The 14,438-nt window shown below is 62.9% G+C and carries 13 protein-coding genes and 1 pseudogene; 8 read left to right on the top strand and 6 right to left on the bottom strand.

What is annotated here, in order from left to right:
* The first annotated feature begins 116 nt into the window (after nucleotides 1-116).
* From PSH94_RS16085 to PSH94_RS16070, 4 genes and pseudogenes are all read left to right on the top strand, one after another.
* Nucleotides 117-1,454 carry a lysine N(6)-hydroxylase/L-ornithine N(5)-oxygenase family protein gene (locus PSH94_RS16085; RefSeq protein ID WP_181081797.1) on the top strand — a complete coding sequence of 446 codons (1,338 nt, stop codon included), beginning with the start codon at nucleotides 117-119 and terminating at the stop codon, nucleotides 1,452-1,454.
* Nucleotides 1,455-1,531: 77 nt separating this feature from the next.
* The gene (locus PSH94_RS16080) at nucleotides 1,532-2,752 is read left to right on the top strand and encodes a putative DNA modification/repair radical SAM protein (RefSeq protein ID WP_181081796.1); all 1,221 of its coding nucleotides are present in this window, start codon (nucleotides 1,532-1,534) and stop codon (nucleotides 2,750-2,752) included.
* Complete coding sequence (locus PSH94_RS16075) at nucleotides 2,749-3,582, top strand: TIGR03915 family putative DNA repair protein (RefSeq protein WP_305435245.1); 834 nt, start codon at nucleotides 2,749-2,751, stop codon at nucleotides 3,580-3,582. The genes PSH94_RS16080 and PSH94_RS16075 overlap by 4 nt, the downstream gene beginning before the upstream one ends.
* A 12-nt stretch (nucleotides 3,583-3,594) precedes the next feature.
* Nucleotides 3,595-4,041: pseudogene (locus tag PSH94_RS16070) on the top strand (GNAT family N-acetyltransferase); the annotation flags it as partial.
* Nucleotides 4,042-4,108: 67 nt separating this feature from the next.
* Here PSH94_RS16070 and PSH94_RS16065 read toward each other — a convergent pair.
* The 5 genes from PSH94_RS16065 to PSH94_RS16045 all read right to left on the bottom strand — a co-directional run bounded on the left by PSH94_RS16065 (nucleotide 4,109) and on the right by PSH94_RS16045 (nucleotide 10,247).
* Nucleotides 4,109-5,128, bottom strand: coding sequence for a branched-chain amino acid aminotransferase (locus PSH94_RS16065; protein WP_181081794.1), 1,020 nt, complete (start codon nucleotides 5,126-5,128; stop codon nucleotides 4,109-4,111).
* Nucleotides 5,129-5,310: 182 nt separating this feature from the next.
* Nucleotides 5,311-6,690: a dihydrolipoyl dehydrogenase gene (gene lpdA / locus PSH94_RS16060; protein ID WP_253508417.1), complete on the bottom strand. Its 1,380-nt coding sequence runs from the start codon at nucleotides 6,688-6,690 to the stop codon at nucleotides 5,311-5,313.
* A gap of 4 nt (nucleotides 6,691-6,694) precedes the next feature.
* Nucleotides 6,695-7,951: a dihydrolipoamide acetyltransferase family protein gene (locus tag PSH94_RS16055; protein ID WP_305435243.1), complete on the bottom strand. Its 1,257-nt coding sequence runs from the start codon at nucleotides 7,949-7,951 to the stop codon at nucleotides 6,695-6,697.
* Entirely contained in the window at nucleotides 7,952-9,010 is a 1,059-nt protein-coding gene (locus PSH94_RS16050; protein WP_305435242.1) for an alpha-ketoacid dehydrogenase subunit beta, read from the bottom strand.
* Between the two features lies 1 nt (nucleotide 9,011).
* Complete coding sequence (locus PSH94_RS16045; RefSeq protein WP_285429024.1) at nucleotides 9,012-10,247, bottom strand: 3-methyl-2-oxobutanoate dehydrogenase (2-methylpropanoyl-transferring) subunit alpha; 1,236 nt, start codon at nucleotides 10,245-10,247, stop codon at nucleotides 9,012-9,014.
* A gap of 195 nt (nucleotides 10,248-10,442) precedes the next feature.
* On the opposite strand from PSH94_RS16045, the gene bkdR reads away from it, so the two are divergent.
* On the top strand, nucleotides 10,443-10,931 hold the full coding sequence (gene bkdR, locus PSH94_RS16040; protein WP_034137807.1) for a Bkd operon transcriptional regulator BkdR: 489 nt from the start codon (nucleotides 10,443-10,445) through the stop codon (nucleotides 10,929-10,931).
* A gap of 108 nt (nucleotides 10,932-11,039) precedes the next feature.
* Here bkdR and PSH94_RS16035 read toward each other — a convergent pair whose 3' ends face one another.
* Nucleotides 11,040-11,903, bottom strand: coding sequence for an MBL fold metallo-hydrolase (locus tag PSH94_RS16035; protein WP_253508411.1), 864 nt, complete (start codon nucleotides 11,901-11,903; stop codon nucleotides 11,040-11,042).
* A 95-nt stretch (nucleotides 11,904-11,998) separates the two neighbouring features.
* Between PSH94_RS16035 and PSH94_RS16030 the strand changes: the two genes are divergently transcribed.
* The 3 genes from PSH94_RS16030 to PSH94_RS16020 are packed head-to-tail and all read left to right on the top strand — an operon-like array spanning nucleotide 11,999 to nucleotide 14,437.
* A complete protein-coding gene (locus tag PSH94_RS16030) occupies nucleotides 11,999-12,334 on the top strand; it encodes a helix-turn-helix transcriptional regulator (protein WP_017527038.1) in 336 nt (111 codons plus the stop codon).
* A gap of 51 nt (nucleotides 12,335-12,385) precedes the next feature.
* Entirely contained in the window at nucleotides 12,386-13,630 is a 1,245-nt protein-coding gene (locus PSH94_RS16025; RefSeq protein WP_305435238.1) for an FAD/NAD(P)-binding oxidoreductase, read from the top strand.
* The gene (locus PSH94_RS16020) at nucleotides 13,631-14,437 is read left to right on the top strand and encodes a sulfite exporter TauE/SafE family protein (RefSeq protein WP_305435236.1); all 807 of its coding nucleotides are present in this window, start codon (nucleotides 13,631-13,633) and stop codon (nucleotides 14,435-14,437) included. It abuts the gene before it with no gap.
* The last annotated feature ends 1 nt before the right edge of the window (nucleotide 14,438 follow it).

Below are 14,438 nucleotides of genomic sequence, written 5' to 3'. Positions count from 1 at the left end.
ATCATCAGTTAAATTTTATTTCACTGTCCTCGTTTCCTATCAACACATGACCTGTTGTGCAGGTCTCGAAGGTATTCCCGCCCCACCGCCACGGGGCTTATCCAGAGGACACTGGAATGACACAGGCAATTGCTTCGCCCGCGGTTCACGACCTGATCGGCATCGGTTTCGGCCCTTCGAACCTGGCGCTGGCCATCGCCCTGCAAGAGCGCGAGAAGGCGCAGGGCAAACTGGATGTGCTGTTTCTGGACAAACAGGCCGACTATCGCTGGCACGGCAATACCCTGGTGACCCAGAGCGAACTGCAGATTTCCTTCCTCAAGGACCTGGTGACCCTGCGCAACCCCACCAGCCCGTACTCCTTCGTCAATTACCTCAAGGCCCACGGCCGCCTGGTGGACTTTATCAACCTCGGCACCTTCTACCCGTGCCGCATGGAGTTCAACGACTACCTGCGCTGGGTGGCCGGGCACTTCCAGGCCCAGGCCCGTTATGGTGAGGAAGTGCTGGCCATCGAGCCGATCCTGCATCAGCAGCAGGTCGAGGCGCTGCGGGTGATTTCCCGCGATGCGCTGGGCGAGCAGCATGTGCGCACCACCCGCTCGGTGGTGGTCAGCGCCGGCGGTACGCCACGGATTCCCGATAGCTTCAAGGCACTCAAGGGCGATAGCCGCGTGTTCCACCACTCCCAGTACCTGGAGCGCATGGCCAACCAGCCCTGCGTGCAGGGCAAGCCGATGCGCATCGCGATCATCGGCGGCGGCCAGAGCGCGGCCGAGGCGTTTATCGACCTCAACGACAGCTTCCCCTCGGTGCAGGTGGATATGATCCTGCGCGGTTCGGCGCTCAAGCCGGCGGATGACAGCCCGTTCGTCAACGAAGTGTTCTCGCCGGCGTTCACCGACCTCGTGTTCCAGCAGGTCGGCGCCGAGCGTGAGCGGCTGGTGGCGGAGTACCAGAACACCAACTATTCGGTGGTGGACCTGGACCTGATCGAGCGTATCTACGGCATTTTCTATCGTCAGAAAGTCTCCGGCGTTGCGCGCCAGGCCTTCCGCACCATGACCGTGGTCGAGAAGGCCGCACCCGGCCCGCTGGGCATCGAACTGACCCTGCGCAATAACGCCACGGGTGAAACCAGCGTCAATCACTACGACGCGGTCATCCTGGCCACCGGCTATGAGCGTCAGATGCACCGCGAACTGCTGGCGCCGCTGGAAGCATACATGGGCGATTTCGAAGTGAGCCGCGACTACCGCATCGTCACCGATGAGCGCTGCAATGCCGGTATCTACATCCAGGGCTTCAGCCAGGCCAGCCATGGTTTGAGCGATACGCTGCTGTCGGTCTTGCCGATTCGCGCGGATGAGATTGCGGCGTCGCTGTATGCGCTGGACCGTGGGCGCGACACAGGGCGGTCGATACAGGATTTGCTGCTGGCCACCGCGAGCTGAGCTCGCACCTACGGACGGTACTTGTGACAAAGGGTTACCGCTGATACTGTACAAAAAACCAGTACCGGTAACCCGCCATGCAGTTGATCGAAAAACTCAGCATCCTCGCCGACGCCGCCAAGTACGACGCGTCCTGCGCCAGCAGCGGCGCGCCCAAGCGCAGCTCCGAGGGCAAGGCGGGGCTGGGTTCCACCGATGGCATGGGCATTTGTCACAGCTATACGCCTGACGGGCGCTGTGTGTCGCTGCTCAAGGTGCTGCTCACCAACTTCTGCCTCTACGACTGCCAATACTGCGTCAACCGCCGCTCCAGCGACGTGCCGCGTGCGCGGTTCAGTCCGGAGGAGGTGGTCACCCTGACCCTGGATTTCTACCGGCGCAATTGCGTCAGCGGGCTGTTCCTCAGCTCCGGCATTATCCGTTCGGCCGACTACACCATGGAGCAGCTTGTCCGGGTGGCGAAACTGCTGCGCGAGGAGCATGACTTTCGCGGTTATATCCACCTCAAGACCATCCCCGAAGCCGACCCGGCGCTGATTGCCGAGGCCGGGCGTTATGCCGATCGTCTGAGCGTGAATATCGAACTGCCCACCGATGCCAGCCTGCAGACGCTGGCGCCGGAGAAGCAGATCGGCTCGATCAAGCAGGCCATGCAGACCATCTACACCGGCGAGCAGACGGTGCTCAACGAACCTCGCGCGCCGCGTTTCGCCCCGGCCGGGCAGAGCACGCAGATGATCGTCGGCGCCGACGACACCGACGACAGCACCATCCTGCACGGCGCCGAAGCGCTGTACGGCCACTTCAAGCTGCGCCGCGTCTACTACTCGGCGTTCAGCCCCATTCCCAACAGCCCGAAAAGCGTACCCCTGGCCGCGCCGCCGCTGATGCGCGAACACCGCCTGTACCAGGCCGACTTCCTGCTGCGCAGCTACGGCTTCAGCGCCGGCGAATTGTTCGAAGGCCCCGGTCACCTGGCATTGGATATCGACCCCAAGCTGGCCTGGGCCCTGGAGCATCGCGAGGTGTTCCCTCTGGACCTCAACCGCGCCGAACCGACCTTGATCGCGCGTATTCCCGGTATCGGCCTGCGCACCACCCAGCGCCTGGTGGACCTGCGCCGCGAGCGCAAAATCCGCTTTGAAGACCTGGCCCGCATGCGTTGCGTGCTGGCCAAGGCCAAGCCGTTTTTCATCACCAGCGACTACCACCCGCAGCAGGCGGACAGCACCAGCGTGTTGCTGCGCGAGCAACTGCGGGACCGCCCGCAGCCGCAGCAGATGGGGCTGTGGGGATGATCAGCCTGGAATGCGACAACCTGTTCGACACCTGGCGCGAACAGGCGCGCTGGTTACTCAGCCATCAAGTCGACCCCAGCCAGGTGAGTTGGGGCGAGGCGCAGGCCGCGGATCTGTTTGCCACCGATGAGCCGATCCCTGCCGGGCCGGGGCCGTTTCAGGCGCGTATTCCCAAGGCACTGCTCGAACTGCTGGAGTCGGCCGCCTGCTACCACGGCGACCAACGCTGGAGCCTGTTGTATGAAGTGCTGTGGCGCGTCAGCCACGGCGACCGCACCGCGATGCTGGCCGGTGACAAACTGGGCAGCGAGTTGCAGCGGCGGATCAAGCAGGTCAGCCGTGAAGCGCACCACCTGCACGCGTTCGTGCGCTTTGTCGCGCTGCCGCCGGAGGCTGGGCCGGAACTACCGGAATACGTAGCCTGGCATGAACCCGCCCACGACATTCTGAAATCGGCCAGCCAGCACTTTATCGGGCGCATGGGCCGTCATCGCTGGATGATCGCCACACCGTTGGACGGCGTGTATTACGATGGCGAACAGCTGGTTCATCAACGCCATTGCCCCGAACCCTGGCAGCAACTGGCGCAGAACGTCGAAGACCCTCACAGCGCCATGTGGCTGACGTATTACAGCCATATATTCAACCCGGCGCGGTTGAACCCCAAGGTGATGGAAGGGCACCTGCCCAGTCGTTTCTGGAAAAACCTGCCGGAGGGCAAGCTGATCCCAAGCTTGATCAGCGAAGCGCGAACGGGGAAGCAGAAGGATGGTCAGGCCAAGATGATCGGCAGCAGGCCCGGTAAGCGTATTGCCAGCGGGCAAGGTTAAACAGGAGGGATCATGTCTACCGTCGTACGTCTCGCCCAGCCCGACGATGCCGAGGGGGTCAGCCAGGTTATCCTGGCGGCCTTGTACGGCAGTAATGCACAGGATTACCCGGCGCAGGTGATTGCCCGGGTGGCGGGTAACTTCACGCCGGAGGCGGTGCTGGACCTCTTCGCGCGTCGTATGGTGCTGGTGGCGGTTCAGGATCGGGTGATCGTCGGCACCGCTGCGCTGGATGCCAATGTGGTGCGCTCGGTGTTCGTCAACCCAGCACTGCAAGGGCAGGGTATTGGTCGGTTGCTGATGGTTGAAATCGAACGAAGTGCGAGGGAGGCGGGGGTGGCAATGCTGAGTGTGCCGTCATCGCTGACGGCCGAGCCGTTCTACGCCCGGCTGGGGTTTCGCACGGTACGTGACGTCCATCATGGCAACGAGCGCACCTTGGTAATGGAGAAGGTGCTGTAGTCCTGCGATGCCTGAGAATACCGGAGAGCAAAGGGGGAAGGGGCAAGCCCCCTCCCACAGGCGGTTAGACCTTTACGATCCAGCCGGCAGGTGCTTCGACGTCGCCGGTCTGCACGCCGGTCAGCTCTTTGTAGAGCTTCTGGGTGATCGGGCCGACTTCGGTTTCGCTGTGGAACACGTGCAGTTTTCCGTTGTACTGGATACCGCCGATCGGCGAAATCACCGCCGCCGTGCCGCAGGCGCCGGCTTCCTTGAATTGGTCCAGCTTGTCGATGAACACTTCGCCCTCGACCACTTCCAGGCCCAGGCGGGTCTGGGCCAGTTCGATCAGCGACAGGCGGGTGATGCCTGGCAGCACCGAAGGCGACTTCGGCGTGATGAACTGGTTGTCGTGGGTGATCCCGAAGAAGTTGGCCGAACCGACTTCTTCGATTTTCGAGTGGGTCATCGGATCCAGATAGATTGCGTCGGCAAAACCGGATTTCTTCGCTTCCGAGCCCGGCATCAGGCTGGCGGCGTAGTTGCCACCGACCTTGGCCGCGCCAGTGCCCTGTGGCGCGGCGCGGTCGAAGGTGGAGATCTGGAAGTTGTGGGGCACCAGGCCGCCCTTGAAGTAGGCGCCGACCGGGATGCAGAACACCGAGAAGATGAATTCGGGCGCGGTGCGTACGCCGATGTTGTCACCGGTGCCGATCACGAACGGACGCAGGTACAGCGCGCCGCCGCTGCCGTACGGCGGGATGAACCGCTCGTTGGCCTTGACCACTTGCTTGCAGGCGTCGATGAACGCGTCGGTCGGTACGTGGGGCATCAGCAGGCGCGCGCAGCTGCGTTGCATGCGGGCGGCGTTCTGGTCCGGGCGGAACAGGTTGATCGAGCCGTCTTTGCAACGGTAGGCCTTGAGGCCTTCAAAGCACTGCTGACCATAGTGCAGGGCGGTGGAGCCCTCGCTGATGTGCAGCACGTTGTCGTCGGTCAGGGTGCCGGCTTGCCATTCGCCGTTTTTCCAGGTCTGGAGAAACCGCTTGTCGGTCTTGATGTAGTCAAAACCCAGCTTGTCCCAATTGATGCTTTCGTTACCCATGACACCCTCTATCTCTGGTCAAGTCGGATTTTTTTCTGGATGGGCGCAACAATACTTCATTCTTGGCTCGTGTGGGAGCAGGTGGGCGGACCATCCGACATCTGTATTGGCTGATCCGCCGCTATCGCGGGCAAGGCCGGCTCCCACAGCTGATTGCATCTCAAGGGTGGGAGCTGGGTTGCCTACAGATGCAGCGCGTGGCCCAGCGCCCGCAATGCCGCTTCCTGCACAGCCTCACCGAGGGTCGGGTGCGCGTGAATGGTGCCGGCCACGTCTTCCAGGCGCGCGCCCATTTCCAGGCTCAGGCCGAAGGCCGTGGACAGTTCGGACACGCCCACACCCACAGCCTGCCAGCCGACGATCAGATGGTTGTCCCGCCGCGCCACCACCCGCACGAAGCCGGTTTTCGACTCCAGCGTCATCGCCCGACCATTGGCCGCGAACGGGAAGCTCGACACGATGCAATCCAGTCCCGCCGCCTTGGCATCGTCGGGCGTTTTGCCGACCACCACCAGTTCCGGGTCGGTAAAGCACACCGCCGGGATCGCCGCCGGGTTGAACTCGCGGTGCAGGCCGCTGATCAGTTCGGCAACCATTTCGCCCTGGGCCATGGCTCGGTGCGCCAGCATCGGCTCGCCGCTCAGGTCGCCGATGGCATACACATTGCGCATGCTGGTCTGGCAGCGGCTGTCGATCCTGATCGCCGCGCCGTTCATGTCCAGGTTCAGCGCTTCGAGGTTCCAGCCCTGGGTGTTGGGTTTGCGACCCACCGCGACCAGCACCTGGTCGGTGGCCAATGACAAGGTGTCGCCGTTGGGGTCACGAACCTGCAGGTTGCCGTCGGCAAACCCGGTGACGCTGTGCTTGAGGTACAGCGTTACCCCCAGTTGCTTGAGGGATTCGGCCACCGGCTGGGTCAGCTCGCCGTCGTAGGCGGGCAGGATGCGATCCTGCGCCTCTACTACGCTGACCTGCGCCCCGAGCTTGCGGTAGGCGATTCCCAGTTCCAGGCCGATATAACCACCGCCCACTACGATCAGGCGTTTGGGCACGCGGGTCGGCGCCAGGGCTTCGGTAGACGAGATAATCGGCCCACCGATGGGCAGCATCGGCAGGTTGACGCTTGTGGAACCGGTGGCCAGCAGCAGGTGTTCGCACTGGATGCGTTGCTCGCCGACATCGACGGTCTTGCCGTCGACTACCTTGGCCCAGCCGTGTATCACCTGCACCTTGTGCTTCTTGAGCAAGGCTGCGACGCCGGTGGTCAGGCGGTCGACGATGCCGTCCTTCCATTCCACGCTTTTGCGGATGTCCAGTGTCGGCACGTCCACTTCTATGCCCAGCGGCGAGCCCTGGCTGTGATGCACGCTTTGCTGGAATTGCTCGGCCACATGGATCAAGGCCTTGGACGGAATACAGCCGATATTCAGGCAAGTGCCCCCCAATGCCTGGGCTTCCACCAGGATGGTCGGGATGCCCAGTTGACCGGCGCGGATCGCCGCGACATAACCGCCGGGGCCGCCGCCGATGATCAGCAGGGTGGTATGCGTAATGTGCGTCATGCCGTTACTCCAGGAACAGGCTGGCGGGTTGTTCGAGCAGGCCGCGAATGGCCTGGATGAATTGCGCCGCGTCCATGCCATCGACCACGCGGTGATCGAAGGAGCTGGAGAGGTTCATCATCTTGCGAATCACGATCTGGCCCTTGATCACCATCGGCCGTTCGACGATGCGATTGACGCCGACGATGGCTACCTCCGGCAGGTTCAGCACCGGCGTGCTGACGATACCGCCCAACGCGCCGAGGCTGGTCAGGGTGATGCTGGAACCGGACAATTCTTCACGGCTGGCCTTGCCATTGCGCGCGGCCGTGGCCAGGCGCGCGATCTCTTCGGCGGTGCCCCACAGGTTGCGGGCTTCGGCATGCCGCACCACTGGCACCATCAGGCCGATGTCGCTCTGGGTGGCGACACCCACATGCACCGCGCCGAGGCGGGTGATGACCTGGGCTTCGTCGTCGTAACGCGCATTGATCTGCGGAAAATCGCGCAGCGCCACGACCATGGCGCGCACGATAAACGGCAACAGGGTCAGCTTGCCGCGTGTGGCACCGTGTTTTTCTTTAAGGTGCACGCGCAGCTCGTCCAGCGCGGTGACGTCGATTTCTTCCACATAGCTGAAATGCGCCGCGCGCCGGGTGGCGTCCTGCATGCGCTGGGCGATTTTGCGGCGCATGCCGATCACCGGGATCTGTTCTTCGTCGTGGCGTTCGGCGTAAGAGGCGGCAGCGGTTTTATGTTGCGTCGCAGGCTGGAGCAAGTAAGCGTCCAAATCTTCGTGCAGAATGCGGCCCGCCGGGCCAGAGCCTTGGACCAGGCGCAGCGGGATGCCGGCATCCAGCGCATGCTTGCGCACGGCGGGGGAGGCCAGCGGGCGTTCGTCGGCTTCGCGGGCTACCGGGGCTTGCGCTGGAGCCTGAGTTGGTGCGGGTTTGCTTTGGACCGGGGCTGGCTTGGCTTCAACCACGGGAGCGGCCTTCACCGGTTCAGCCTCGACCGGCACGTCCTTGGCATTGCCCGCGCCTTCCACTTCAATGCTGATCAGAATACTTCCCACGGCCATGACTTCGCCCGGCGCGCCGCCGAGGGCGATCACCTTGCCGTGCACCGGCGAGGGAATATCCACCATCGCCTTGTCGGTCATCACATCCGCCAGCACCTGGTCTTCGACCACCATATCGCCGACGTTCACATGCCACTGCGACAGTTCTACTTCCGCGATGCCTTCGCCAATGTCCGGCATCTTGATAACGTGCGTGCCCATTCAGACCTCCATGACCCGTTGCAGCGCCGCGCCCACACGGGACGGCCCTGGGAAATACGCCCACTCCTGCGCGTGCGGGTAGGGGGTGTCCCACCCGGTGACGCGTTCGATCGGCGCTTCCAGGTGGTGGAAGCAATGCTCCTGCACCAGCGCCACCAGCTCGGCGCCAAAGCCACAGGTGCGCGTGGCTTCATGCACCACCACGCAATGGCCGGTCTTTTTCACCGATTTGACGATGGTTTCCAGGTCCAGCGGCCACAGGCTGCGCAGGTCGATGACTTCGGCGTCGATGCCGGTTTCCTCGGCGGCCACCTGGGACACATACACGGTGGTGCCGTAGGTCAGCACGGTGACGGCCGAGCCCGGACGCACAATGGCGGCCACGTCCAGCGGCACGGTGTAGTAACCGTCCGGCACTTGGGCTTGCGGGTGTTTCGACCACGGGGTGACAGGGCGGTCGTGATGGCCGTCGAACGGGCCGTTGTACAGGCGCTTGGGTTCGAGGAAGATCACCGGGTCATCGTTTTCGATGGAGGCGATCAGCAGGCCCTTGGCGTCATACGGGTTGGACGGCATCACCGTGCGCAGGCCGCAGACCTGGGTGAACACCGCTTCGATACTTTGGCTGTGAGTCTGGCCGCCATAGATGCCGCCGCCGCAGGGCATGCGCATGGTCAGCGGCGCGGTGAACTGGCCGGCGGAGCGATAACGCAGGCGCGCGGCTTCGGAGATGATCTGGTCGGTGGCGGGGTAGACGTAGTCGGCGAACTGGATCTCGGCCACCGGGCGCAAACCATAGGCGCCCATGCCCACCGCCACGCCGACGATGCCGCTTTCGGAGATCGGCGCGTCAAATACCCGCGAAGTGCCGTACTTGCTCTGCAGGCCTTCGGTGCAGCGGAACACGCCGCCGAAATAACCGACGTCCTGGCCGAACACCACCACGTTGTCGTCGCGTTCGAGCATCACATCCATGGCCGAGCGCAGGGCCTGGATCATGGTCATGGTGGTGGTGGTCATGGCGGTTTCCACTTCGATGCTGTTGTTGTGATCGTTCATGTCAGATCCCCAACTGCTGACGCTGGCGCTTCAAGTGCTCCGGCATCTCTTTATAGACGTCTTCGAACATGGTCGCGGCGCTTGGGATCTGGCCACCGGCCAGGGTGCCGTACTGTTCGGCTTGTTTTTGCGCGGCGATGACCTCGGCTTCCAGTTCGGCACTGACCGCCGCGTGCTCCTCTTCGGACCACTGGCCAATCCTGATCAAGTGCTGCTTGAGGCGGGCGATCGGGTCGCCCAGCGGGAAGTGGCTCCAGTCGTCGGCGGGACGGTACTTGGACGGATCGTCCGACGTTGAGTGCGGACCGGCGCGGTAGGTGACCCATTCGATCAGGGTCGGGCCCAGGTTGCGGCGCGCACGCTCGGCGGCCCAGGCGGAAGCGGCGTACACCGCGATGAAGTCGTTGCCGTCCACACGCAGGGAGGCGATGCCGCAACCGACGCCGCGTCCGGCGAAGGTGGTGGCTTCACCGCCGGCAATGGCCTGGAAGGTGGAGATGGCCCATTGGTTGTTGACCACGTTGAGGATCACCGGCGCGCGGTAGACGTGGGCGAAGGTGAGGGCGGTGTGGAAGTCCGATTCGGCGGTGGCGCCGTCACCGATCCAGGCCGACGCGATCTTGGTATCGCCCTTGATCGCCGACGCCATGCCCCAGCCCACGCCCTGTACGAATTGGGTGGCGAGGTTGCCGGAAATAGTGAAGAAGCCAGCGTCTTTGACCGAGTACATGATCGGCAGCTGACGACCTTTGAGCGGGTCGCGCTCGTTGGACAGCAACTGGCAGATCAGGTCCACCAGCGGCACTTCGCGGGCCATCAGGATGCTTTGCTGGCGGTAGGTGGGGAAACACATGTCGTCGATGTTCAGGGCCAGGGCCTGGGCGCTGCCGATGGCTTCCTCGCCAAGGCTTTGCATGTAGAACGACATTTTTTTCTGACGCTGGGCGACCACCATGCGGTTATCGAAGATCCGTGTCTTGAGCATGGCACGCATGCCCTTGCGCAGGATCTCTACGGGAACCCCTTCGGCCCACGGCCCCAGGGCCTGACCCTGGTCATCGAGCACGCGGATCAGGCCCTTGGCCAGGTCGGCGGTGTCGGCGGGTTCTACGTCGATGGCGGGTTTGCGCACCAGGCCGGCGTCGTTCAGGCGCAGGTAGGTGAAATCGGTCTTGCAGCCTGGGCGGCCCGAGGGTTCGGGAACGTGCAGGCGCAGCGGTTCGTACTGCTGGGTCATGGCTTTCTACGCTCTATCTTGTGAATTTCTTGTAGTGGGCGCGCTAGCTGACAATCAGTCCCCGGATAGGGGAAATCTTGTCCTACAACAATCATAGGCGGGGCGTAGAAGAATATTTATCTGTGTTTCATTGCGCTCATGATCATTTGCGGATAAAAAATCTGCATAAACATAATAAACAGGTGATTTTGTCTCATGCGCAAACTGGACCGTACCGATATCGGCATTCTCAACGCCCTGCAGGAGAACGCGCGGATCACCAACGCCGACCTGGCCCGCTCGGTCAACCTGTCGCCCACGCCGTGTTTCAACCGGGTCAAGGCCATGGAGGAACTGGGCCTGATCCGTGAGCAGGTCACCTTGCTGGATGCCGATCTGCTGGGGTTGCACGTCAACGTGTTTATCCATGTCAGCCTGGAAAAACAGAATGAGCTGGCCCTGCAACAGTTCGAAAGCGCCATCGCCGACCGCCCCGAGGTGATGGAGTGCTACCTGATGGCCGGCGACCCCGACTACCTGATTCGCGTACTGGTGCCGACGATCCAGGCGCTGGAACGTTTCATGATGGACTTTCTGACCAAAGTGCCGGGCGTGGCGAATATCCGCTCCAGCTTTGCGCTCAAGCAGGTGCGCTACAAGACCGCGTTGCCATTGCCCTCCAACGGCATCAGCCTCGGTTCCTGATGCAACCCAGGCACACATGTGGGAGGGGGCTTGCCCCCGATGGCGGTGAATCAGCTAGCGCCAAGATGCCTGTCACACCGCCATCTTGGGCAACTCGAATCCCGCATTTCAGAGCTGGTTGAGGGGGATCTTCAGGTAGGTCACCCCATTGTCTTCCGCCGGCGGCAGATGCCCGGCCCGTACATTCACCTGGATCGCCGGCAACAACAGCGTCGGCATCCCCAGCCCCGCATCGCGCTGGGTGCGCATCGCCACAAACGCCGCTTCATCCACGCCGTCATGCACATGAATATTGCCTGCGCGCTGTTCGGCTACCGTGGTCAGGCATTTCGCCTCGCGCCCCTGGGGTGGATAGTCATGGCACACGTACAGTTGGGTCTCCAGTGGAAACGCCAGTAATTTGCGCATTGAGGCGTACAACTGCCGCGCATCGCCGCCGGGAAAGTCGCAGCGCGCGGTGCCCACATCCGGCATAAACAGGGTATCGCCGACCAGGATCAACCGACCCTCGATCAGGTAGGCCATGTCCGCCGGGGTATGACCGGGCACATGCAAGGCCTGGGCTTGCAGGCCGCCGATGTGAAAGCACTCGTCCGGGGCGAACAAATGATCGAACTGCGAACCGTCCGCCCGGAATTCCGGCTCCAGGTTAAACAGGTTCTTGAATACGTCCTGCACTTTGCTGATGCACTGGCCGATGGCGATCTTGCCGCCCAACCTGCGGCGCAGGTAGGGCGCGGCGGACAAGTGGTCGGCGTGGGCATGGGTTTCCAGCAGCCACTGCACCTGCAAACGGTGTTCGTGTACGAATGCGATCACCTTGTCCGCCTGGGTGGTGTCGGTGCGGCCGGAGGCGGGGTCGTAGTTGAGCACCGAATCGACGATGGCGCAGGCGCCGCCGTCCGCTTCGTAGACCACATAGGTATAGGTCGACGACGCCTCGTCCAGAAAGGATTGAATCAACGCTGGCATGGCGGTAGCCCCTGATGCTGGAAAAAAGTGATTACAATCACTTTATATTTAAACATAATGTTTTCAGATTAAGTGACACACAGGACCCGACGCAAATGGAATCTACCTTGAGTGAGGGCGAAGTCGCCCAGTTGCGTGCGTCCGCGTCCAAAGCCTGCGCCTTGCTCAAGGCGTTGGCCAATGAAGACCGCCTGTTGATCCTGTGCCAGTTGACCCAGGGCGAACGCAATGTCGGCGAGCTGGAGACCATGACCGGCGTGCGCCAGCCGACGCTGTCCCAGCAACTGGGCATCCTGCGCGACGAAGGGCTGGTGGCCACCCGTCGCGAAGGCAAATACATTTTCTACGGGCTGGCCAGCCACGAAGTGATCCAAGTGATGAAGACCTTGTCCGGGCTGTACTGCGGCGCGGTCATAAAAAGTTGGGCGTAACGCCATCCGGCGGCGACCCTTGTGTGCATTGACAAAAAAAGGCGATAGACCATGACCGACCAACACTGGGGCCAAACCATCAGTGGCGACATCGTTGTCATCGGCGGCGGCTCGGCGGGCATCGGCCTGCTGGCCAGCCTGCTCAAGCGCGACCCCCATCTGAACATCACCCTGATCGAACCCAGCGACTACCACTGCTACCAACCGGCCTGGACCCTGGTGGGCGGCGGTGCCTACGACCTGGAAAAAACCCGCCGTCCCCTGGCCGACGTATTGCCCAATGGCGTGACCTGGGTGCAGGCCGCCGTCACCGAGGTGCTGCCGGACAGCCAGAGCCTGGTGCTCGACAACGGCCAGCGCGTGACCTGGAACAACCTGGTCGTCTGCCCTGGCCTGCGTCTGGCCTGGGAAAAAATCGAAGGCCTGCAGGACACCCTCGGCCAGCACGGCGTGACCTCCAACTACAGCTACGAGCACGCCGCCTATACCTGGCAGCAAGTCAAGCAACTCAAGGCCGGCAAAGCGCTCTTCACCCAGCCGGCCATGCCGATCAAATGCGCCGGCGCGCCGCAGAAGGCCATGTACCTGTCCTGCGATCACTGGCTCAAGCAAGGCCATCTGAAAAACATCGACGTGGAATTCAACCTGGCCGGCGCGGCGCTGTTCGGCGTGGCGACCTTCGTGCCGCCGTTGATGAAATACGTGGAGAAATACAACGCGCGCCTGGCCTTCAACACCAACCTGGTGAAAGTCGACGGTCCGGCACGCAAAGCCTGGTTTGACGTCAAGGATGCCGAAGGCAACGTCACCCGTGTCGAAAAAACTTTCGACCTGCTGCACGTGGTCCCACCGCAACTGGCGCCGGAGTTTATCCGCAACAGCCCACTGGCCGACGCCGCCGGCTGGTGCGACGTGCACCCGCACAGCCTGCAGCATCAGCGCTATGCGCGTGTCTTCGGCCTGGGCGATGTGTGCGGCACCAGCAATGCCAAGACCGCCGCGGCGGTGCGCAAGCAGATTGTGGTGGTCGCCGAAAACCTGCTGGCCCTGCGCAAACAGGCGCCGCTGCCGCTCAAGTACGACGGCTACGGTTCCTGCCCGCTGACGGTGGAGAAGGGCAAAGTGGTGCTGGCCGAGTTTGGTTACGGTGGCAAGCTGCTGCCGACGTTCGCCCTCGACCCGACGCGGGCACGTCGTTCCATGTGGTTTCTCAAGGCCACGTTGCTGCCCTGGTTCTATTGGAACGGCATGCTCAAGGGCCGCGAATGGCTGACCCGCCTGAGCAAGGTGGACTGAATGCTGCTGGCCAGTGTGTTGGGCGTGTTGATGGGCATGGTCATGGGCTTGACCGGCGCCGGTGGCGGCATCCTCGGTGTGCCCGCGTTGGTGCTGGGGCTGGGCCTGAGCATGACCCAGGCCGCGCCGGTGTCGCTGCTCGCTGTGGGCGCGGCGGCGGCGGTGGGGGCGATTGACGGTTTGCGCCATGGCCTGGTGCGTTATCGCGCCGCGTTGCTGATCGCGTTGCTCGGCGCGCTGTTTTCCCCGCTGGGGGTGTTCGTCGCCCATCAGATGCCCGAAGCGCTGCTCAAGGGCCTGTTCAGCGCGTTGATGGTGCTGGTGGCGTGGCGCATGCTGCAACGGGAGAAACTCCAGGCCGGGCCGAGCGACCATGGCGCCGCCTCCTGGGGCCAGAAAAACTGCATGCTCAACCAGCAGACCGGGCGCCTGGCCTGGACCGCCAAATGCACCGCCACCCTGGCCACCCTGGGCGCCATCACCGGTGCGGTGTCGGGTCTGCTCGGCGTGGGCGGTGGCTTTCTGATCGTGCCGGCATTCAAACAGCTTACCGATGTGCAGATGCGCGGCATTGTCGCCACCTCGTTGATGGTGATCAGTCTGATTTCGCTGATCGGCGTGGTCGGCGCGTTCCATGCCGGCGTGCGTATCGACGCCGTCGGCTGGGTGTTTATCGCAGCCAGCATCGTCGGCATGCTGATCGGCCGGCGCCTGTGTTCGGTCATCGCCGCACGCACCCTGCAGGTGGGGTTTGCCAGCCTATGTGTGGTGGTGGCGATTGGCATGCTGGTCAACGCCCTGCATTGAT

The organism is Pseudomonas sp. FP2254 (assembly GCF_030687695.1).
Lineage (GTDB): Bacteria > Pseudomonadota > Gammaproteobacteria > Pseudomonadales > Pseudomonadaceae > Aquipseudomonas > Aquipseudomonas quebecensis.
The sequence above is the reverse complement of the archived record's forward strand: the minus strand, read 5'-3'. Positions and strand labels throughout refer to the sequence as shown.